The sequence below is a fragment of the Paenibacillus lacisoli genome, from assembly GCF_030580655.1.
Classification (GTDB): domain Bacteria; phylum Bacillota; class Bacilli; order Paenibacillales; family Paenibacillaceae; genus Paenibacillus; species Paenibacillus lacisoli.
In genome coordinates, this window is record NZ_JAUQTB010000002.1 from 201,109 (window position 1) to 221,331 (window position 20,223).

Annotated in this window: 18 protein-coding genes; 2 read left to right on the forward strand and 16 right to left on the reverse strand. The window is 52.3% G+C overall.

The features are described from left to right. Positions 1 to 101 precede the first annotated feature (101 nt). Both Q5741_RS04720 and hrpB read right to left on the reverse strand, forming a co-directional pair. A complete protein-coding gene (locus tag Q5741_RS04720) occupies positions 102 to 740 on the reverse strand; it encodes a general stress protein (RefSeq protein ID WP_305022915.1) in 639 nt (212 codons plus the stop codon). 98 nt (positions 741 to 838) lie between these two features. Beyond that, a complete protein-coding gene (gene hrpB / locus Q5741_RS04725; protein WP_305022916.1) occupies positions 839 to 3,340 on the reverse strand; it encodes an ATP-dependent helicase HrpB in 2,502 nt (833 codons plus the stop codon). Between the two features lie 156 nt (positions 3,341 to 3,496). On the opposite strand from hrpB, the gene gluQRS reads away from it, so the two are divergent. Beyond that, positions 3,497 to 4,483, forward strand: a complete 987-nt coding sequence (gluQRS, locus tag Q5741_RS04730; RefSeq protein WP_305023327.1) for a tRNA glutamyl-Q(34) synthetase GluQRS — start codon at positions 3,497 to 3,499, stop codon at positions 4,481 to 4,483. Here the strand turns inward: gluQRS and Q5741_RS04735 are convergent. From Q5741_RS04735 to Q5741_RS04785, 11 genes are all read right to left on the reverse strand, one after another. Next, entirely contained in the window at positions 4,480 to 4,860 is a 381-nt protein-coding gene (locus Q5741_RS04735) for a DnaJ family domain-containing protein (protein WP_305023328.1), read from the reverse strand. The genes gluQRS and Q5741_RS04735 overlap by 4 nt on opposite strands. Before the next feature lie 173 nt (positions 4,861 to 5,033). Further along, entirely contained in the window at positions 5,034 to 5,840 is an 807-nt protein-coding gene (locus tag Q5741_RS04740; RefSeq protein ID WP_305022917.1) for an SDR family oxidoreductase, read from the reverse strand. A 203-nt stretch (positions 5,841 to 6,043) separates the two neighbouring features. Beyond that, positions 6,044 to 6,415: a winged helix-turn-helix transcriptional regulator gene (locus Q5741_RS04745; RefSeq protein WP_305022918.1), complete on the reverse strand. Its 372-nt coding sequence runs from the start codon at positions 6,413 to 6,415 to the stop codon at positions 6,044 to 6,046. A 194-nt stretch (positions 6,416 to 6,609) separates the two neighbouring features. Beyond that, the gene (locus Q5741_RS04750; RefSeq protein ID WP_305022919.1) at positions 6,610 to 7,425 is read right to left on the reverse strand and encodes a hypothetical protein; all 816 of its coding nucleotides are present in this window, start codon (positions 7,423 to 7,425) and stop codon (positions 6,610 to 6,612) included. Then, on the reverse strand, positions 7,425 to 8,177 hold the full coding sequence (locus tag Q5741_RS04755; protein WP_305022920.1) for a vWA domain-containing protein: 753 nt from the start codon (positions 8,175 to 8,177) through the stop codon (positions 7,425 to 7,427). The genes Q5741_RS04750 and Q5741_RS04755 overlap by 1 nt, the downstream gene beginning before the upstream one ends. A gap of 34 nt (positions 8,178 to 8,211) precedes the next feature. Beyond that, positions 8,212 to 10,323: a protein kinase family protein gene (locus tag Q5741_RS04760; RefSeq protein WP_305022921.1), complete on the reverse strand. Its 2,112-nt coding sequence runs from the start codon at positions 10,321 to 10,323 to the stop codon at positions 8,212 to 8,214. Between the two features lie 183 nt (positions 10,324 to 10,506). After that, positions 10,507 to 10,782 (reverse strand): WXG100 family type VII secretion target, encoded by a 276-nt coding sequence (locus Q5741_RS04765; protein ID WP_305022922.1) that lies wholly within the window; start codon positions 10,780 to 10,782, stop codon positions 10,507 to 10,509. Positions 10,783 to 11,053: 271 nt separating this feature from the next. Continuing rightward, on the reverse strand, positions 11,054 to 11,584 hold the full coding sequence (locus Q5741_RS04770; RefSeq protein WP_305022923.1) for a WXG100 family type VII secretion target: 531 nt from the start codon (positions 11,582 to 11,584) through the stop codon (positions 11,054 to 11,056). A gap of 17 nt (positions 11,585 to 11,601) precedes the next feature. Continuing rightward, positions 11,602 to 12,420, reverse strand: a complete 819-nt coding sequence (locus Q5741_RS04775; protein WP_305022924.1) for a hypothetical protein — start codon at positions 12,418 to 12,420, stop codon at positions 11,602 to 11,604. Positions 12,421 to 12,436: 16 nt separating this feature from the next. Further along, positions 12,437 to 16,414: a type VII secretion protein EssC gene (gene essC, locus Q5741_RS04780; protein WP_305022925.1), complete on the reverse strand. Its 3,978-nt coding sequence runs from the start codon at positions 16,412 to 16,414 to the stop codon at positions 12,437 to 12,439. Between the two features lie 62 nt (positions 16,415 to 16,476). Next, positions 16,477 to 16,797, reverse strand: coding sequence for a hypothetical protein (locus Q5741_RS04785; protein ID WP_305022926.1), 321 nt, complete (start codon positions 16,795 to 16,797; stop codon positions 16,477 to 16,479). Positions 16,798 to 17,297: 500 nt separating this feature from the next. On the opposite strand from Q5741_RS04785, the gene Q5741_RS04790 reads away from it, so the two are divergent. Then, positions 17,298 to 17,537 carry a hypothetical protein gene (locus Q5741_RS04790; protein ID WP_305022927.1) on the forward strand — a complete coding sequence of 80 codons (240 nt, stop codon included), beginning with the start codon at positions 17,298 to 17,300 and terminating at the stop codon, positions 17,535 to 17,537. Between the two features lie 515 nt (positions 17,538 to 18,052). Here Q5741_RS04790 and Q5741_RS04795 read toward each other — a convergent pair. From Q5741_RS04795 to rsgA, 3 genes are all read right to left on the reverse strand, one after another. Next, positions 18,053 to 18,511, reverse strand: a complete 459-nt coding sequence (locus Q5741_RS04795; protein ID WP_305022928.1) for a GNAT family N-acetyltransferase — start codon at positions 18,509 to 18,511, stop codon at positions 18,053 to 18,055. Positions 18,512 to 18,731: 220 nt separating this feature from the next. Beyond that, complete coding sequence (locus Q5741_RS04800; RefSeq protein ID WP_305022929.1) at positions 18,732 to 19,070, reverse strand: L,D-transpeptidase; 339 nt, start codon at positions 19,068 to 19,070, stop codon at positions 18,732 to 18,734. A gap of 65 nt (positions 19,071 to 19,135) precedes the next feature. Further along, the gene (gene rsgA, locus Q5741_RS04805; protein WP_305022930.1) at positions 19,136 to 20,197 is read right to left on the reverse strand and encodes a ribosome small subunit-dependent GTPase A; all 1,062 of its coding nucleotides are present in this window, start codon (positions 20,195 to 20,197) and stop codon (positions 19,136 to 19,138) included. Positions 20,198 to 20,223 lie beyond the last annotated feature (26 nt).

Sequence of the window (20,223 nt, forward strand, 5' to 3'; positions counted from 1 at the left end):
AGATAATTGATCGCCTTCCTCTTGTCAACGCCGCTGCTTCCTGCTTCTTTGTTTCAACAGTAAAAAAGCCCGATCCTCAAGGGACCAGGCTTTATTGTCATTCATCGTCTCATCGGGCGGTTGTTATCCAGTGTATCCGGCATTACATCTTCGACCACAGCATCTGTGCGGCGGCTGTGATTTACATCTTCATCCAACCTATTCGTACGGGCAAGATCGTCCGTCATGACACCGGAATGAGCAGCGTACCGATCAGCGTTAAGCGACCGGTTCGTGCGGAATACATCGTATACATCATTGCCGCGGTCCGCTGCTGCGTCTACTAATACGAGGATTTTACCCTGATCAACGTAACCTTCATATTCCTTCGCTTCATCCTCAGGAATACCGAGTCCTACGAGACCGCCGACCAGACCGCCAGCGCCGGCGCCTACAGCGGCTCCGGTCAGCGTCGCAGCAATTGGACCTGCTGCCAGAATCGGACCAATCCCCGGAATCGCCAACGCTCCGATACCCGCCAGCAATCCGGCTACGCCGCCCAGCACACCTCCGGTTGCTGCTCCTGTCGCCACACCTTCCGGCGCCTTGGTCCCTGTCTCTTCATTAATGGTTCTCATGTCTTCTTTATCGCGAGTAATGACGGATATTTCGTCGTTGCGAAAACCTTGCTGCTGCAATGACTCGATCGCGCGAGAAGCTTCCTGCTCGGTATCAAATACGCCAACAATTTTCTTTTCCATCATTATTACCTCCCTGATTAGTGGTTCGTAGCATCATTACCCTTGCAGGCATCATTCCAAACCTAAGTCAGGCACAGGTGTTAAAAATGGATTGCTTGTCAGGATCTGGGCTTAACCCGGCGGGTCGGCATTGCTTCCAGCGGATTATCCGGCCAATAATGCTTGGGATAACGCCCCTTGAGATCCTTCTTCACTTCAAAATAGGCATGCTCCCAGAAGCTCTCCAGATCAGAGGTCACCTGAACCGGCCGCTGTGCCGGTGACAGCAGGTGAAGAAGCACGGGCACACTCCCCAGCCCAAGACGCGGTGTCTCACGCATCCCGAACAGCTCCTGCAGTCTTACCGCTAGAGTAGGCGCGTCGGGCCGGCTGTAGTCGACAGGGATTCGTGACCCGCTTGGCACCTGCACATGGGTCGGCGCTTCCTGATCGAGCTGCTGCCGCTGCTCCCAGCTGAGCAGGCCCAGCAGCAGATCCTGGATATGCAGACGCTGCAGATCCGCTGCGCTGCGCTGATTGCTCAGATAAGGAAGCAGCCATTCTTCCAGCGTATCGAGCAGCCCCTGATCCGAAGCATCCGGCCATTCCGGCAGATGCTGATGCATGAATATCATGCGTTCCTGAAGCTGCCGGCTCTGCTTGGACCAGGGCAGAAGCTGGATGCCCTGACGCCTTATTCCCTCCAGCAGGGCTGCAGCAACCAGTTCATAGGACGGCCGTTCATACGGCAGCTCCTTCAGCGTGACGGCTCCCACCTTCAGCTTTTTCTCGGCACGGACGCCCCGGCGGCTCTGATCCCAGTAGACGAGCTCCTCCTCCTTCATCAGGCTCCGGTGATGACTGTACAGCTCCTGTTCCGTTAAAGGGGCTGCCAGGCGGATGCGGCCGTCGCTGCCCTGATCATCAGCTTCCGCCACAACTACATAAGCTGCACCTGACATGAGTTCCTGACCCGGCAGAAATGCCCCGCGGCCGCTGCTGAGCAGAAATTTCCCGCCGCCGCGCGATTGTCCGATTCGGTCAGGATAAGCAAAGGCCAGCAGTATACCGCAGTCGTCTGAGCCCCTGCCACCCGCTGTTCGGCGAGGACTGTCCGCGGTGACAGTGTTCAGCCAGTGCCGGCTCTCACGAATGAGCCGCTCTAATGCTTCGCGGTCAGGTATATCGCTGCTCCTCACCAGGTTTCCCGATGCCTGCTCTTCCAGTATGTCCATGCGCAGACGAAGGTCAGTTCCCAGGGAAGCACGGAATAAATCGCGCTCCTGCAGCAGTGCGGCCAGGCGAGACGCTGGCTCCTCCAAGCCCAGTTTCCGGCTCTCCAGCAGCATATGGCCGAGTCGGGGATGAATCCCGAGCTCATGTACACGGCGGCCATGTTCTGTGATTCCTCTATAGTCTATACACCCAAGCAGCTCCAGAAGCTGCACAGCCTGCTCGTAAGCGGCCGCTGGCGGCTGGTCGAGCCACTGCAGCTCCGAAGGCGTCTTCGCTCCCCAGGCTGCCAGCTCCAGAGCGAGCGGTACCAGGTCTGCTGCCTGTATTTCAGGGCGGGAGAACTCCGGAAGCGCCGCCTGCTCTTCCGCACTCCACAAGCGATAACCTACACCCGGACGCAGTCTGCCTGCCCGGCCCTGCCGCTGTACGGCAGATGCTTTGGATATGCGGACTGTTATAAGGCGGCTCATCCCGGTACGTGCTGAGAAGGAAGGCTCCCGCTGCAGGCCGCTGTCTACCACGATCGAAATTCCCTCAATGGTTAAGCTGCTCTCTGCGATAGAGGTAGCCAGAACAATCTTGCGCTCCGAGACCGCGGATGGTCTTATCGCCTCATCCTGCTGATCGAGCGGCATTGTTCCGTAGATGGCCGCGACCCGGATATGACCAGGCAGCCCAAGCTGACCAAGCTCCCGTTCCGTACGCCGAATCTCACGAATACCGGGCAGGAATGCCAGCACATCCCCCTCATAGGCCCTCATCGCTTCCTGGATAGTGCGAGCCATGGCCTGCTCCAATTCTTCTTCCGGTCGCTTGGGAGCATACACCGTCTCAACCGGATAGGTACGTCCTGGACTTTCAAGAATGGGTGCCCCGTTCAGGAGACGGCTCAGCGGCTCTGCATCCAGGGTGGCTGACATGACGAGTATTTTCAGATCCGGACGCAGCACCTCTTGACACTGACGGGTTAAGGCCAGTCCAAGATCTGCATGCAGATTCCGTTCATGATATTCATCAAAGATAACCAGGCCGACACCTTCCAGTGCCGGGTCATGCTGCAGCATCCGGGTCAGCACCCCTTCGGTCACGACTTCAACCTTCGTCATTTCACTGACCCGGGTATCCATCCGTACCCGGTAACCGACAGTCCCGCCGGCGGATTCACCCAGTGTTCTGGCCATATAGGCTGCGGCCGAACGTGCTGCCAGACGCCGGGGCTCCAGCATAATGATTTTGTTGCCTTTCAGCCATGGTTCGCTGCGCAGGGCTAAGGGAATAACGGTTGTTTTACCTGCGCCCGGCTGGGCAGTCAAGATGGCTGCGTGGTGTTCCTCAAGCGCCTGCCTCAGCCGGGGAAGTATTGTTTTAACGGGTAATTCAGTCATTTCGTTCATCGCTCCAATAATTGCCGAATTGCACGGTTTCCCATCCATCCCATTGTAAGCATCCATTGGACGGCCCGTGAAATCTTGTTTACAATATAGAATTAGTAAATATACAACTACTGATTATGTTACGGAAAGAAGGGTCGATCCTTGAGCATGTATCCTACACCAAGAGGGCGTTTTGCACCAACCCCTTCAGGTTCAATGCACATTGGAAATGCCCGGACAGCGCTGCTGTCCTGGCTTCAGATCCGCTCCCAGGGAGGAGCCTTTGTTCTCCGGATGGAGGATATAGATATGACCCGGTCCAGATCCCATCTGGCTGAAGGCATTCTGGCTGACCTGCACTGGCTGGGGCTGGACTGGGACGAGGGACCTGACGTGGGCGGACATTTTGCTCCGTACACCCAGAGCGAACGGCTGGAGTATTACGAGACGGCACTTCAAGAGCTTCAGCATCAAGGACTGCTCTATCCCTGCTTCTGCAGCAGGGCCGATATCCTGCAGGCAGCCAGCGCCCCTCACGGCCTGTCTGCCGAAGGACCAGCTTATCCCGGAACCTGCCGGTGCTTAAGTGCCGATGAAATCCAGGCGAAGAGCCGGCACAAAACCCCTTCCCTCCGTCTGCGTGTACCTGCTCGAATGATGACCTTCGAAGACGGAATCGCGGGCAGTCAATCCGCCAATATCATTCAAGGCGGTGATTTTATCGTCAAGCGCGCAGACGGCATGTTCTCTTATCAGCTTGCTGTCATCGTGGATGACGCAGCCATGGGCATTACCGAGGTGCTGCGCGGCTGGGATTTATTAGACTCCACACCGCGTCAGCTGCTGCTCTATGACCTGCTCGGCTGGAAGGCGCCTCACTTTACACATGTTCCGCTCGTCTGCGGGCCGGACGGCAGACGTCTAGCCAAAAGGCACGGCGGCACAGGCCTGTCCCAGCTTCGGCTGAAAAAGGCGTCGCCGGAAGCAGTCATCGGCTGGCTTGCCTATCTCAGCGGCCTTCAGGATCGTCCGGAAGCGATGAAGGCGGCCGACTTGGTCCCTTCTTTTCGGCTATCTGCCATTCCAACACAGCCTGTTATTCTGGACGAAGCTGCATTGTCGCGGATGCAAAAGGATATCCTCTGCGGTGTCTAGTTCTCTGTGCCCGACTCCAGACGGCTGCGGACCGCATTCCCATACTGCCGGAATGTCTGCAGACTGCCGATGCCCCGATCCTCCAGCAGCATTCGCAGCCGCAATGACTTTTCAGTCAGCCTGCGGCTGATCTTCTCCTTCTCGCCCGCATCCCTGCAAGCATCCAACAGATCCTGCAATTGCACACACTCCTTCTGGAGAGCCAGCTCTTCGGGAAGGATGCCTGCATTTTTCATTAATTTATAGGACATTCTCAGGTCTTCAGGCACATGCGACAAATCTTCAAGCTGCAGCGGCTTGCCGGCGCCAGGCAGATTATCCAGTTCTCCTCGCGCCACGGCTTCCGCCAGTTTTTGCTCTACTATTCTGGAGAACATTCCTCCCATACAAGACACTCCTCTTCCTGTCAAATGTGCTAACGCCGATCAGCCAAGCTTTTTCTCTATTGTAATGGGTTCAGACCGTAAAAAACAGCCGCAATTCAAAAAGGGCATTTCCCGGCACAAGCCGGGAAAATACCCATCAGAATCAGAATCATAGACATATTAAATTAGCTGAGCAATGATTCGGCCCCGTCGATAACAATTTGTGCGCCTGTAATGTGACGCGATTCATCCGACGCCAGGAAAGCGACTAGATCAGCGACATGCTCCGGTTGACCGGGACCATTCGCAAGCGGCTGACTGCCTTCCGGAAATTTGATCGGGATAATGATTTCCTTTAAACCGTCCGTCTTCTCTGTGCTCTCATCAATATTGGTTGAAATCGCACCGGGGCAGATCACATTTACACGGATTTTGAATTTGGCAAGCTCGAGGGAAGCCATCTTCGCAAAGGCAACCTGTCCTGCCTTGGTTGTGCTGTAAGCCGACATGCCAAAGCTGGTAAAACGGCGGTTCCCGTTAATGGAGCTGGTAATAATGACACTGCCTCCACCCTGCTTCTTTAGATGGGGAACGGCATATTTAACGGTCAGGAACGTACCGTCCAGATTGGTTGCCAACGTACGGCGCCATTCTTCAATTTTGAGATCCTCAATCGGTGCAACGACACCGTTAATGCCTGCATTGGCGAAAACGATATCGATACCGCCGAACAGCTCCGCGGTTTCCAGCACCGCTTTCTCCATCCGTGCCGGATCAGACACATCGACGTCAAACGCCCGTGCCGCGCCAGAACGGATCGCATTAACCTCCTGCTCCGTTTCACTCGTACGGTCATTCAGCAGATCGAACAGTGCTACATTGGCGCCTTCCTGCGCCAGACGAAGCGCCGCCGCTTTGCCAATCCCCGACCCTGCTCCGGTAATAATGGCTGTTTGTCCTGCAAAACGCTGCGGATTGAAAGATTCGCCCATATATGTACAACTCCTTTAGAATAGGTTCTTGTCTGCCAAGCTATAAAGTAAGTACCATTACAAGATTACCCAAAAAGAAGTGTTTTTAAATCATCTATTTGCTTTTAGCGGATCTATCCCTCATTTACAGCCCCTTACACCCTCATCGTATTAAATGCTCCGGTTTTTACCGTTTTAGGCGGCCATACACCGGAAATTTGTGATTATTCTGCCTCTGCGGCGCAGGGTTTGTTTCCGATATTACCCTTCTCGAATTGGATACCCCACTCATGCATCTGCATAATGATTGGTTCCAGTGTGTTGCCGAATGGGGTCAGGGAATACTCCACTTTAGGAGGAACTACAGGGTATACTTCACGGTGAACCACTCCATCCTCTTCCAGTTCACGCAGCTGCAAGGTCAGCATCCGCTGAGTCAGCGCGGGCATCAAGCGCCGAAATTCGTTAAAACGCTTTGTTCCCGAGGACAGATGGTACAGAATGATCCCCTTCCATTTGCCGCCAATTACATCCAGCGTAACTTCTACCGGACAGCCTGCAGGACTGCCTCCATAACCGCTTTTTCGATTTCTCATCCTGCTCACTCCTTTACGGTATATATTATGCATGTTCATGCTTTTTCGTCTTCATATGAACTCTGTTATTATATCGAGACCGTTCCGCTTCTGCCAATCCATTTATAATATACAGCCTGCCAGTAATATAAAAAGACAGCCGGTTTCTCTTCAAGAAGAAAGAAGTCGGCTGTCCGGACGATCCAAGTCCTATTTTACCATTTCAGTTCTATGAAGGCCGCATCATCTTCCAGTCCACCGACGTGTTCCGCCTGCAGCAGCAGCTGCAGCTCATCATCCGGAACCTCTTCCTGAACCGCATCCAGATCACTCAGACCATCACTGTATAGCTGGAGTCTCATGGGCTGACCAGGTGGCAGCGACGTTTCATAGATATGCGGACCTTTGCCAATAATGCCTTTCTGTGTGGACCAGCGGTCCGATACCCCTGAAACTTCAGGGGATTGAATGGAACATTCACGGGATTGGCTCCACAGACGCACCCGGGAGTCTCCCTGCCAAGCCAGCCACATCCGGCCGCGGCGTTTGCGTGAGGGCAGCTTAAGCTGACCGCATACATACATTGTCTGGCTGCCAAGCTTCTTCTTGTCTTCCAGAACATGACGCAAAAGAGCAGGAACATGCTCTAATGCAGTCTCGCGCTCCAGCTGTTCCGTTGCCGTTCCGGTCCACAACTCAAGCTTCCGCTGCAGCCGGGGCAGTGAAGGAGCTGTCTCTGCTGCGAGCCAGTCCAGCAGAGAGGTACCCAGATATCTGGCTGCAAAATCCCCCTGGAAGCTCTGACCAACCCCATCGCAAAGGACAAAGGAACACAGGTCTCTTTGCATCCAAATCCCAAGAAAATCCTGCCCCGGTTCTTCGGCATCAGCGGTCTCAGACGCCCTTCCGTAGGCGAAGCGGCATGTGAGTGCTCCCCCTAACCGGGTAACAGGCTGATCGGCAGTTTGTTCGCAGATATACCGCATCACACGGTCCGGAATATGCTGTTCCGTCTTGATCACATCCTTCATCAGCGCACCGGTGTAGCTGCAGACATTTGGAAGCCGATGGACACCAGTTCTGCACACGTGCCCGGCAGCATCATCAGCGCGTTGGAGGCCAGCTGATAGTCCGATTCCACGAGCATTTCGCGGTAAGTATCCGGCAGCGGAGAAGACATCCTTCTCAGCTTCTCCGCATGCTCATCCAGCAGCACCGTATCCGGTGTAATTCCTTTCCATCGCCGCGGCTCGGGAATAGGAGAACCCAGCAGATGATCGGATATAAAAATGTTCTCAACCAGCACGTTACCATCCGGAACACTCATATTCATGATCCTTTTGGCAATGGGTTCTGGGTCATCACCGGTCGATACTCCGTCTGTCATATGACAAACTAAGGGAGCAGGGCAATCCTGCATATGGGGAAGCTCTGCTTCGAGAATTCGTTCTGCCTGCAGAAAAGCTTTAGCTGAATCGGAGAAGCGCATCGGTGTCAGGTCAGGCAGTGAACCAACTGCTGCGATTTCGTCTATGCCCTTGATCCCGTTCAGCAGATCAAAGACATCGTCACTGTAGGCCAGAATGGCGATACGGTAGCGCGGGGTGAGCCGGCTCCCCTTGGTTGAACGATAGACCATCTGGCGTATAGCCAGCGACAGAGCTTCATACACCACATCCATACGCCGGGTGTTCTCCATCAGCATATTCATGGAGGCGCTGATATCGATCAGATAAATGATTAACGCCGGTGTTCGCTGCGACGCTTGAATGGTGTAATTCAATGGGTGTCACCTCTTTGCAGTATGCTGCAGTCTATTAGATGTTAGGAAGGCTGTAGCTGCTGTTTGATATAAATTTATTAATTGCATTTGCACGTTTGCGAAGATTTCCCACCGTGCTGTAATAGGCGGCATCCTTCGCATACAAGCCTGTAAATACACTTGCATACTCCCGCGCGCGGCTGATATTACCGCTCTTCTGAGCGTTATAAGCCCGGTTATAATAGCTGATCAGCTCGACGACCCCTTGCGCTCTCTTCTTCTTAAGCACCTGGGCCGCCGCGGCTTCACGGGCCTGGCGCTCCTTCGCGGCCGCCGCACGGGCTGCCGCCTCCTTGCGTGCCTGCTCAGCGGCCGCACGCTGCCTGGCCTCTTCGCGCTCACGCGCAAGCTGGGCCTGGCGTTCTGCTTCCTGTTGGGCCTTCAATCGGTCGGCCTCTCTCTGCTTCGCGGCCGCCTGCTTGATCTTGGCCTGGGCTGCCAGATAAGCTTCATATTTCTCCTGTGCAGCGTACTTCTCCTGCAGTTTCTTGCGCTCCGCTTCCTTCTTCTGCTGTGCAGCCGCTTGCTGCTGCTTCAGAAGGGCTGCTTGTTTCAGTTTTTGCTCAGCCTGCTGCTTCTTGAGCTGTTCGTCCTTTGCCTTTTTCTCCGCAGCTTCCTTCGCTGCGGCGGCGTCCTTGGCTGCCGTCTGCCTGGCTTCCTCTGCTGCCTTTGCAGCCGCAGCCTCCTGCTCTTGGGCTGCCAGCTTGGCTGCCGCTTCCTTCTTTGCCTCCAATTGCTCTGCCCGCAGATTAACTGCAGGAATGGCCCCTGCTGCAAGGATGAGGGCAGCAGCAGTGGAGATCAGCAGCTTCTTGGAACGGTACCAGGGCTGTGGTCCTGCAGGTTCCTTCTTTGGAGCCAGCTTCTCCTCAAGACCGGCAATTGCCGTTTCCACTTCCACTTGGAGAGCAGAGCCCTCCTCCACAAAATGATGAAGGGAGCGGTAGACTTCAAGTGCAGCCGCCCATTTCTCCTGCCGCTCCAGCTCCCTGGCCTGCCGGAAGAGCTGATCCTTCACATCGCCGCCTTCGGGTACCGAGGCTAGCGCCGCGGCTGCTTCAGCCTGCGTCAGGCCGCTCAAAGCAGCAGACTGGGCTGGACCTTCGGCCATGGCTGCTGAAGGCTCTGCTTCCTGCTCCTCAGGATCGCCTGTCTCCAGCCTAACTAGATGCTCTTCTGTAATGGAATTCAGGGCAACAAGCCATTCGCCGAACGTCGGACAGCCGCTCAAGTCCTGACTTTCCCACGTCCGAACGAACAGTTCCAGAAGTCTTGAACCCCAGTTGGATTCAAGCGACTGGCGTAGAGCCCGGTATCTCTCACTTGGCGTCTGCATTTCATGAGGGTCAAAATAACTGTCTCCCCAGCCTCTGCGCACGATATCCTCATCACACCAGCCAAGCATCTCACTAATAATTACAGCACCGGCAAAACGGTCCGCATATGAGCTCCATAGACCGCTTTGCACCGTACGGTGTGCTGCATATCCTGGAGAGCCGGCGAGCAGAACATCCGGGCGGTCCATGCTTTTGCCATACATCTGTTCCACATCTACCCATTCGACGGCAGAGCCCCCTGTCGGCGGATCAACTTCAGAAAAAAACGGAAGCATCACATTGGGAGCCGACAGATCACAGTGAGCCAGTCCCCGCTGCTCCATGGCTGAACCCGTTGCGGCCATGGAGCGGGCGAGCTCCAGGCTCTGCCGGGGGGTTAGTGCTTCCTCCCCGGTCAGACAGTCGAACCATGTCTTCCCATGCACCCAAGGCATCAGAACCGCGTACAGCAAATCCGGATGTTCGGCGATCAGGTTTCCGTTTCTTTCTGGAGTGAGCACGTCCCGTTCACAGACCTGCAACCCGGGGATGCTGCTGTATGAACGCATATGCTCCGACTGATAGACCATGGCCGGGATACGATATTTAGGGAAAAAGACCTTAAGTGCCTTGGCCCCCTTCAACCCTTCGTCTACTGGAATAAGCTGATATACTATCCCCTGTCTTCCAGCCTGGGCATATGCCAAGCCGGGTGCTGCAGGATGTTGTCCGATCCGGTATACCCGTTCATTGATGACAATCTCATCACTCGGACTAGGCTGAAATGACATCCAGATCCCTCTTTTCCACCTGTAATAACCATCAAGTATCTATATTCTACCACGAAGCTGTCCCGCAGAAATAAATAAAACCGGGAGTGATTGCACTCCCGGTTCCCTAATGCCGCCTGGGCATTACTTGCGGAATTGGTATATAGAATAAATCCGAGATTCATTCTATGTATGAAAGATATCTTACCGGGCTTGGTCAACCGTACGGAATTTGTTAGCAATGGCTGTCAATTCCTGGCTGATGCTGTTCAACGTTGTTACAAATTGCTGCATTTGCTTGCTAGCTTCCTGAAACTCCTGGAAAAAGCGCTGCTTCGTCATACCTTCCCATTGACCTTCCATACCTTGAATGGAGCTAGTCAGTTGGGAAACAATTTGCTGGCTTTGCTCACCACTGGATTTAAATTGGTTAGCTACCTGATCTACCTGTTCTGGGGTAATTAAAATGCGTCCTGCCATAAAAAGAAGCCTCCTCTAGACAATTGTTGTAAGTTTTAGCTCTGCGTTTAACATGCAGTGAATTGATTTCTGCCACTTGCAGAATCACTGAAAATCATTCAATTCACATTTCATGGTACAGTCCAAATTGTACAATAGGATTTTCCTTCCCAACAAATGGCAAAGGTCCTGATTTTAAATTCACCCTAAAAACCTACAAAACAAGACGTTCACGTGCACATTCACCGTCGACTTTTGTCAAATTTTCAAAAATATAAGCCTATCTGACTGTTTATGCTGCTCCGGACGGATCTTTGAAAACCCAGGGCTGCGGCGTCTGCAGAGTCGCATGCTGCAAAATTTCCCGCTGGTCGCCCCAAACCGGATGGGATTCGCCATCCTTATGAATTGCAATCACATTCATGACCGAACTTGGGTCGCTCACGGTACCGCCTCCCATCATCCCACTGTTCTGAAAGATAGAAAGTGTCCGTTCAGTAACCATCCCCAGCATGCTGGCAGGACGCGCCATGCCAGCAGCTGTGGCTGTCATGAAAGAATGATAATCCTGATCGGCCTGTTGGAACTGGTCGGCCTTATGATGAATATGAATGCCCAGGGAGCGAAGCTGGGAATGAATGTACTCCGACAGCCGTTTGCATTGCTGCCATTCATTCCAGATTACTTCACGAACATTGACGTCCCATTCCAATGACTGGAGGGCTCTTTCCAGTCCAGCTGTCACCTGCTGAATTTGCTCCGCCGCATGCTGCAGCTGACTGCCCAGCGTCCGAAGCACATCCGGTTCAATACGAATGCGCATGTACATCACCTTTCTTCTTACTCTGATGGCTGCCGCAGCCAGTTCAGAAGCAAATCTTCAATTTGTGTCCGTGTTGCCAGTGCTGCAACCAGCCAGTCATCTTGTCCTCTGGCACTCATCCGGAACAGCCAGTTCATGGCATGTCCGATGACAAATGCAGCCCTTTGCGTTTCCCACTCGCTGCCGTTCCAGGACAGCAGCTGAAGCTCCCCGGAAGATACATTGTTCTTAAGCGCACTGGTTAGTGCCAAAGCCCCTTCTTCATCACCGCTGGCCAGCACAAGCCGTTCAGACAGCTCACCGAACGCCAGCGAATCCCGATGCTGGTACATCTCCAGAAATGACTTCTTCGAGAACATGAGTGCAGGTGCATCTGATGGCGACTGCTCCATCCAACCCATTCTGCCTATCAAAGCGCTGCAGGCATCCTCAACGTTCCCTAATTCACAGAGGCGGTAGCAGTCGTCTTGACCTTCGAGCCGTGATACCTCCACCACGCGCTCATTCGTACAGTGGAGGTAGCCTTCAAAAGACTTGCCCTCGCGGTCGTATCTGATCCAGCATGCCTTGTCCGAAAGACCGGCTATCGCTACCCTGGAGAACACGGTTGGCAGCATAGCCAGCTCCTTCCCCTGTTCAACTTGCTTGAGGTAACCTTTCTGAAGCAGAGACTCTCTCACCCTGCTCCACTCTTCGGCCAGCTCCTCAGCCAGATAACCACTGAAGGGATCCTCTATGCCCAGCAGACGATTAGAACCCAGAACCCCTGCCAGAAAAAACAATTCCTTAGCATGGAGTGTAATCATTTTTTGCTTGGATACATTAACCGTCAACATTATGAGCCACCTCCCTTCAAACTACAACATGCCATCGGTCGCGAATTTGATCTATCCAATATAAAGCCGTCCATTCATCATGGAAGGAAATTGCTGTTTTGATTCGAGTAAATTTGCGTCTCACGTAATATCCTTGGCCAGGCGGCAGGACTTTGAGCCCATTGCTGGCTGCCGATGACTCACTGTAGGGAATACGGAAGAACGAAAGATCGTTAGGGTCTATACTCCCCAGGAGAATACCTGTTTGCGAAGCTTTGACATCATTAATCCAGTCCACTCCGAACGTCGGAAACTCGGAAGGCACGCCTGTCACAATGACATGAACTTTACGGTCCCGGCCAAGCCGGACAATCGAGGCCAACTGATCCTTGATCGTAAAGTCGTTTAACTGCTTGCCCAGCGCATCTGCGTCATCTATAAAAAGAACAATATGCGGCACTTCATCATCTGGACGACGGACGGCAACCTGATCGTAGATCCGCTGAACTAACGGCCCCAGTTCTTCTTCTCTGGAACAGCTGCCGCGAACATGAGGGAGACCCTGCAGCTTGGACAACTCTCCGCCATACCGGGTATCTATGGTATACAACTCCAGCTCCTCCGGAGAAGCATGGTAAGCCAGAGACAGCATCCAGGACACCAGCATGGATGTCTTCCCGCCCTCCATCGGACTGCCGATCATTGCATGACTGAATTCCCTAAGATCCATGTGGAAGGGCTGCAGATCGTCGCTCATCAAACCAATCGGCACACGGAGCGTCGTCGTGGTTCTCGCAGCAGCATCCTTCTTCAGAAGAGTATTCAAGTGCACTATCTCAGGGAGCGGTTTGATCGGTGGTGCTTCCGCACCCGGCCATTCGTCCCGCATCCGGGAAATGGCATGCCGCATCGCGTCCGAGCGTACACCCTCGTCTATACCTGAAGCCGGCAGTGCCGCATGAAACTCAAGCGGAGGTATTTGCCCTTTGATTATACCACGACCCGGCGGCAGCTGCCCCGGAATTCTGGAAGGACGTCCAACCGCATAATAGTAGTCACTTGGATCAGATAGTTCAAAGGTAAGTGCATTAGGTATATTGCTTCTGAACTTCTCAAAAATATCAGTAACCCGATTCGCTGTAATCAGGAATGTAATCCCCATCCCCGCTCCTTCTCGGAGCAGATATTCCAGCATTTCGTTCTCGTCATTGTACGTGTTCCGGAAATTCAGATATCCGTCGATAATTACAACAATTTGCGGAAGCGCCGCGTAGGATCTGCGGTAGGCCTGCACAGTCTTGAGACCCGCTTCAGCCAGCATCTCCTTGCGCTCTGCCGCCGCCTGCATAAGGAATCGGAAGAGCCGTTTGATCCGATCTTCTTCTTCCAGCATCATGACCCCGCCGACATGCGGCAAACCTTGATAATCCCGAAGCATGCGTCCCATGTCAAGTATATAACCGTTCCAGGACTCGGGATTATAGTTGCGTGCCAGCGACATCAACAATGTCTGTAGCAGCGTCGTTTTGCCTGTTCCAGGCATACCATAAATCATCCAATGCCCGTTATCTATGCGCATCTGCAGCACATTTTGCTGCTGATTCAGCAGATCATCTGTCAACCCGACCGGCACTTCCAGGGTCTGTTCGACCATCCCGCTCCACTTATCTGCAGATAACTGATCCAGCTCATCCAGCTCCAGATTTTCGGGAAGGGGAGGCAGCCAAGGACCGGCGAGCCGCTCAATGCCTGCCTGTTCTGCCGCTCCCGCCACCGTATCAATAAAGACACGCAGCTGTTTGGGGGCTTCTGCTGATGTGCTGCCCGAATCTCTTGTCTCCAGAAAGAGTCGCTCCCGCCTTCCATTCATATGCAGCTCGGCGATCGTAAACTCTTCCCGAACCTGACCGTCAGGGATGAAAGGCGCTCCGCTCCAGGCGAACTGCATTTCCTCGAACAGCTCATCACTGCCGACCTGGAAGTAACCCCGGCCTGGTTTGGTGATCCAGGCTGCGTTCGGTATCTTCAGCATATCGCGGCTGTCGCCTTCACTCTGAACACGAAGGCAGATCCGGAAACGCGAGTTGCTCCAGATTTTGTCATCGACCACTCCCGCCGGCTTCTGGGTCGCCAGAATCAGGTGAACGCCCAGCGTACGGCCGATCGCTGCGATGCTGATCAGCTCGTCCATAAACTCGGGGTGCTCTTTCTTCAGCTGTGCAAATTCATCAATAATGATAACAAGATGCGGCAGCGGTTCTCCCGGAACCGTCCGCAACCGGCTGTAATACTCGTCAATATGCTGCAGATTACCCGCATCATTTAATATTTTTTGCCTCCGTACCAATTCTGCGCGCAGCGATACCTTGGCACGTTCAATCATATTGTTATCAAGATTGGTAATGGTTGCAACCACATGCGGCAGATCCACGAATGTATTGGACATGCCTCCGCCCTTATAGTCAATCAGCATGAATACCAGATCATGAGGATGAAATTCCGAAGCCAGTGAAGCTACAATCGATTGGATAACCTCACTCTTTCCTGATCCGGTAGTCCCGGCGATCAGACCGTGCGGGCCGTGACCATTGCGTTCAATTTTGTCATGCAGATTCAGAGCTACCTTCTTCCCGCCGGCTCGAACCCCCATCGGCACAGGCAGGCTATCCGGATAACGCCTGTGATTCCAGCGTTTAATTAGTTGTTCCTGTTCAGGCTGCCGGATCTCCATCATCTCGAACAAGGTCAACACATCCGGAATTTCAAGTGCAGAGGCTTTCTTTAGCCGGATTGGCGCCATATAACGCGCTAGCGACTCAGCCTGATCTCTGCTAATGGTATCCATTCTAAAAGACTGCCGGACGAGCTCTACCTGACTGGTCTTGAAGGTGGATACACCGCCGTCAGGCCCCACTTCCACTATAAGCTGGCACTGCATGGGCAGTGACTCCTTGTTCGTGGCAAGCACAATGGTGCACGTATCCATGTCCTCGCCCCGTTCCAGCGCAAGCGGCAGCAGCGGTTCTTCCTCCAGCAGCCGGCTGTTCCCCATAATAAGGACATAAGCCGGAATTTCACGCTTTCGGCGGCCTTCCTGCTTGCGGGACTGCAGCCGCCGGTTAAGCAGCATAAACAGACTGTCTGCCAGTCGGTGAACTCCGCTGCTTGAATCCGCCAGGAAGCGTTCCTCATGCTCATCATTCCACACATGTGGAAGCCAGCGCATCCAAGACCATTCGTTCTGTTCTTCCTGATCGTAAAATGCGCCCAGCTTTAATTCATCCGGCGAATGTCTTACCGTCAATTGAGTTATGACCACACGAAGCGCTGCCAACACCGTATCTCGATCACCAACAATTCCAGTCACTTTCGATTCGAATAAAGGAAGGGGAATTGAAGCATCTTCCACCGTCTGAAAATCTTCTCGAAGCTCTTCAGCAGCGGCAATAAGCGGGTCCTTCTCATACCCGTCTGGACGCGGGACCTGAATATCCATATAAAAAGGGACTTCTCCCTTACCAATGCGGACCTGCAGAAAATCGTCATCAGCAATCGACCGCTCCCACAAGGAGCTGGACCGATTCTTGACAATCTGGAAGCAGTCATCCGGCGTTCCATGGATTTCGTTCAGAACTTCAAGCTGCTCCGTACGTTTGGCCTCCAGCTCTTCCCGGTGCAGCTCCAGCTGTTCGCGGTACATCCGGTCCCGTTCAGCTTTCTTCTGATTGAATGCTTTCTTATTGCTCAGATATACAAAAAACGGCAGCGTATAAGAGGTCATCATCATAAAGATGGTAACCATCTGAAACATCATATAATTGCTGTTGCCTGTCTTGCCTGTTCTGCTCATATAAATGTAAAAACCGAGTGTGCCCATCGTCATGATGACAGGTATGATGATAGATATGAGAGAAAAAGTAGGTTTGGATGGCTCCGCGGGAGGCCTCAATATTTCGAGTTTCTCCTTCTTAAGCACTGGTCGGATTCGCGGGGACCTCTGATACATTAACTTCACCCTGGTTATCCCCCTTATAAAATCGTGAAATGGTCCTAGTTTTACCTGTTAATATCGGTGTATTACCCGTTCTGTTCCTGCTGAAACAAAGGACGGCTGCCGAACACCGGCATCTCGCTGCGGGTGGTAGAGAACGTTCTCTGCACCCTGATACTGCAGCCTTCTCGCATACCGGTTTCGGTCAGAAGCTTTCTGTCATCCAGAACGAACCACAGCCCCTCTGGAAACTTGCCCTCTATTATATATCGCACTCCCTCGCGAGGGCGTTCGTTAAATACGCGAAGGCCAAGCATATCCTGCAGCTTCTCTACAGGGCATTCATCATCACATTCAATATCGAACCATTCTTCCTCTTGATTGCCCAACCGAACGGTAAGAATCATCGCATTACCTCCATGAATTGCACTGGGTCCTAGTTCCAGCTTCCTTAATAGAAAAAGGCTATCCTTTACTGTAGCATCGCTTATTTCATCCTGTCAATTTGTTACATTATACCCAGGATGCAAATCAAGCCGTTTCTATTCTTGCGTTTTTACGCAGCAGAAGGGTCGGTAGAATCAAGTCTATGAAACACGATGACCACTTCGCTACGGGTTGATCATTGCAGATTCAATATCGCTACGGGTTGATAAACATCATACATAGCTTATGCATGATGTTTTTTGATCAATGCCGCTCACGGGGCCAATCTGCAGCCAAAGTGGACCGCTTTGCCTTCAGATTGCAGATTCAATATCGCTACGGGTTGATAAACATCATACATAGATGTGAACAAATTGCAAATTTTTGCTGCCTTTATGTTTTCATAAGCTGATTTTAAGGTAATTTTAAGCATTGGAACTTAAACTACTAATATGAAATAACTCTAGTGAGGTGATTTCAAATGAGAATGCTCATTACATTTCAAAACAAAAAGATTCCTGTGTACTTTAACGCCGAAAACAAACAACCTGTTCAAAAAACATTAAAGCTGCTCAGCAGCACTTTGGAAAAGAAAATCAGCCATGGCAAGCGTGCACTTAAAACATGCCTGTCGTCCCTGATCAGCATCGAAATCGTCGGCTGTGAGGCGATTCTTCACACCGTGCGTGAGAACGACACTCTTGCTCTCTCGTTATACTGAGTGAATATGTTTACAAAAAAGAGGCCCTGTCATGATGACAGGGCCTCTTAACGTATTTTCAAAAAATATCCGTGCTGTTATCTTGCCGCTAAATTACTTTTCATTAAATTACTCTTCTATAGTAGACTCTTCTGTATGGTCGCTCAGCGTTTTCAGCTTTTTCAATACGGATCTTGAATAGTTGCAGCAGATTGGCTCGTGTATGTTCCTCCCGGCAGTTGTCCAGTTTATTCAGAATAAAACGGTCAATGGACATGTCACTCAGGCTCCTTTACAGCGTGCTGTCCGAGGGCAGGAATGATTTTCCTCTTCTCGGGTATCTCATATTTAACCGGGTCGCCCCGGCTTCAAACAGCCTTTAGGCACGCCTGAAACACCAATAACGGAAACGTACATTCCCCTTGCGTCAGCTCTATTCCATATTTAGGGGCTGGACCCTGCTCTGTGAGGCCTCGCTCTTCCAGATCTTGTTTTATTTCATGTCACGAACAATCCGAAATTTTCCGCAAAAAAATTCAGCTGCCCAGTCCTAAACGCATACGGATCATATCCACACAGAGAATACCATTTTCCGCAATGGGCTCCTCGTAATGATTCGTAAAGAAATCCGTCTCAACTCCGACGATTCGAAAACCAAGCTTCTGATACCACCCCAGCTGGTCCAGACTTGAATTGCCCGTTCCCAGTTCGACGTACTTACAGTGCAGCTCTTGAGCCTTCCGGATCACTCCGTTCATAAGAGCCCTGCCTATTCCCTGACCCTGGTGATTCTCGTCCACCGCAATATTGAATACTTCTAAAGTCTGCGGTTTCGTGAGGGACATAGCAGCAATGCCAATGAAGCCGTGATCCGTCTCAGCAGCCAGCAGCATACTGCGATGAATATAAGAACCTATCATGTTTTCTGAGGGATCCGCCAGCAGCAGCAGATTCATTGGTATCGGTTCATCAGTCCGCAGCTCCCGTATGTTCATCGCGGCAGGTCCACCTCTTTCAACAAAGGATGAATGCTTGCCCCGACACTGTCATAGCGAGTGATAGAATTTCGCTGTTTTTTTGCAGCTGTATAAATATTCATTCTCTCCCTCTCTCTTCTTCTATTATTATGAGTCTATCCCCCAAAAATCCTATGTAACCAGCCGGCGTCATGCATCAATGGCCTGACTGGCGTTTCAGTTCATCCTATCCGCCGATCTACGGCCGAATGGTTACTCGCGTACCAACCGGTACCTTGGATGACAAATCGACAACATCATCGTTATACATGCGGATACATCCATGGGATACCGACTTGCCGATCGAGGACGGATCATTTGTTCCATGAATTCCATAGTGCGGCTTGGATAACCCCATCCATAGAACACCGAACGGCCCGCCCGGATTCTCCTGTTTATTAATAATTGTAAATTCCCCGTTCGGGGTTTCGGTTGCGAGCTTTCCAATGGCGACAGGATATCCCTGCACAACCTGATCTCCATCCAGCAGGTACAGCATATGATCTGACAAATCAATAATAATCCGATATTCCGGCACATTCTCTCCCTCCTTAGGAGCATCTTATGCCGCCGGATTGCTGTCGGTTTTTAATCCTGCCGAATCTATCTCTGTTTCCCTTGGCGGGTTTTTCCTGAAAAGGATTTCCCCTGCTGCTTGCGGCGCAGACTCTCGGCTTCCTTACGCGCTTGATACTGCAGCTTGAGATAGCTGGTCAGCCGTTCTGACGGCAGTACGCCTTCGTCCATGGCCTTACGGACTGCACAGCCGGTCTCTGACTGGTGTCTGCAATCACTGAATTTACAGTCCTGAGCGAGATCCTCGATATCCCCGAATGCCGAAGACAGTCCGGTTCCTTCTTCCCACAGTGTCAATTCACGCATTCCCGGCGTATCAATCATAATTGCCCCCTGCGGCAGCACAAACATTTGTCTGGCTGTGGTCGTATGCCGTCCACGGCTGTCCTCTTCCCGGACTCCCTGTGTTTGTTGTATGCTGGCGCCCGACAACCAGTTGAGCATCGTAGATTTTCCGCAGCCTGAGGTACCTGTCATTGCAATTGTGTTTCCTGGAACAAGGATCTGTTCAAGCTGTTCTTTTCCTAACTCCTGGAGCGCCGAGACCGCAACTACAGGAACCCCGGGTGCAATCCGCTCCACCTCTGCCAGCTGCTGTTCAACACAGTCCGAGAGATCCCTTTTACTAAGTACAATGATCGGATTAGCACCGCTGTTCCAGGCCATAATCAGATAACGTTCAAGACGGCGGGGGTTAAAATCATGATTAAGCGCCGTCACAAGCAGCAGTGTATCCACGTTGGCTGCAATGAGCTGTTCCCGGATCTGGTTGCCTGCAGCCTGACGGGATATGCGGCTGGACCTCTCCAAGACACCATGGATAACCGCCGTGTCCTCTCCGTCTGATATGATGACCCAATCCCCAACTGCCGGCAGATCTCCCTCCAACAGGGTGTGGTGGCGCAGCCTCCCTGATACTTGCCCCCAGACTTCACCTTTATCACTTACCAGCTTTAATCCCATTCCATAATCACCGGTCACCCTGGCAGGGACATAGTCTTTACCAGCTCTCCGTTCCTGATTGGCCTCTAACCAGGTTTCCCACTTTTTGTTCCGATCGGCATTCCAGCCATAATGTTCTATTGTCATCCAATTCCTCCACGTTTCATTTGATA

Bases quoted from the DNA above. Each gene is read 5' to 3' on its own strand.
- Q5741_RS04720 (WP_305022915.1), bottom strand. From the start codon at position 740: ATGGAAAAGAAAATTGTTGGCGTATTTGATACCGAGCAGGAAGCTTCT.
- hrpB (WP_305022916.1), bottom strand. From the start codon at position 3,340: ATGACTGAATTACCCGTTAAAACAATACTTCCCCGGCTGAGGCAGGCG.
- gluQRS (WP_305023327.1), top strand. From the start codon at position 3,497: ATGTATCCTACACCAAGAGGGCGTTTTGCACCAACCCCTTCAGGTTCA.
- Q5741_RS04735 (WP_305023328.1), bottom strand. From the start codon at position 4,860: ATGTTCTCCAGAATAGTAGAGCAAAAACTGGCGGAAGCCGTGGCGCGA.
- Q5741_RS04740 (WP_305022917.1), bottom strand. From the start codon at position 5,840: ATGGGCGAATCTTTCAATCCGCAGCGTTTTGCAGGACAAACAGCCATT.
- Q5741_RS04745 (WP_305022918.1), bottom strand. From the start codon at position 6,415: ATGAGAAATCGAAAAAGCGGTTATGGAGGCAGTCCTGCAGGCTGTCCG.
- Q5741_RS04750 (WP_305022919.1), bottom strand. From the start codon at position 7,425: ATGAAGGATGTGATCAAGACGGAACAGCATATTCCGGACCGTGTGATG.
- Q5741_RS04760 (WP_305022921.1), bottom strand. From the start codon at position 10,323: ATGTCATTTCAGCCTAGTCCGAGTGATGAGATTGTCATCAATGAACGG.
- Q5741_RS04765 (WP_305022922.1), bottom strand. From the start codon at position 10,782: ATGGCAGGACGCATTTTAATTACCCCAGAACAGGTAGATCAGGTAGCT.
- Q5741_RS04770 (WP_305022923.1), bottom strand. From the start codon at position 11,584: ATGCGCATTCGTATTGAACCGGATGTGCTTCGGACGCTGGGCAGTCAG.
- Q5741_RS04775 (WP_305022924.1), bottom strand. From the start codon at position 12,420: ATGTTGACGGTTAATGTATCCAAGCAAAAAATGATTACACTCCATGCT.
- Q5741_RS04785 (WP_305022926.1), bottom strand. From the start codon at position 16,797: ATGATTCTTACCGTTCGGTTGGGCAATCAAGAGGAAGAATGGTTCGAT.
- Q5741_RS04790 (WP_305022927.1), top strand. From the start codon at position 17,298: ATGAGAATGCTCATTACATTTCAAAACAAAAAGATTCCTGTGTACTTT.
- Q5741_RS04795 (WP_305022928.1), bottom strand. From the start codon at position 18,511: ATGAACATACGGGAGCTGCGGACTGATGAACCGATACCAATGAATCTG.
- rsgA (WP_305022930.1), bottom strand. From the start codon at position 20,197: ATGACAATAGAACATTATGGCTGGAATGCCGATCGGAACAAAAAGTGG.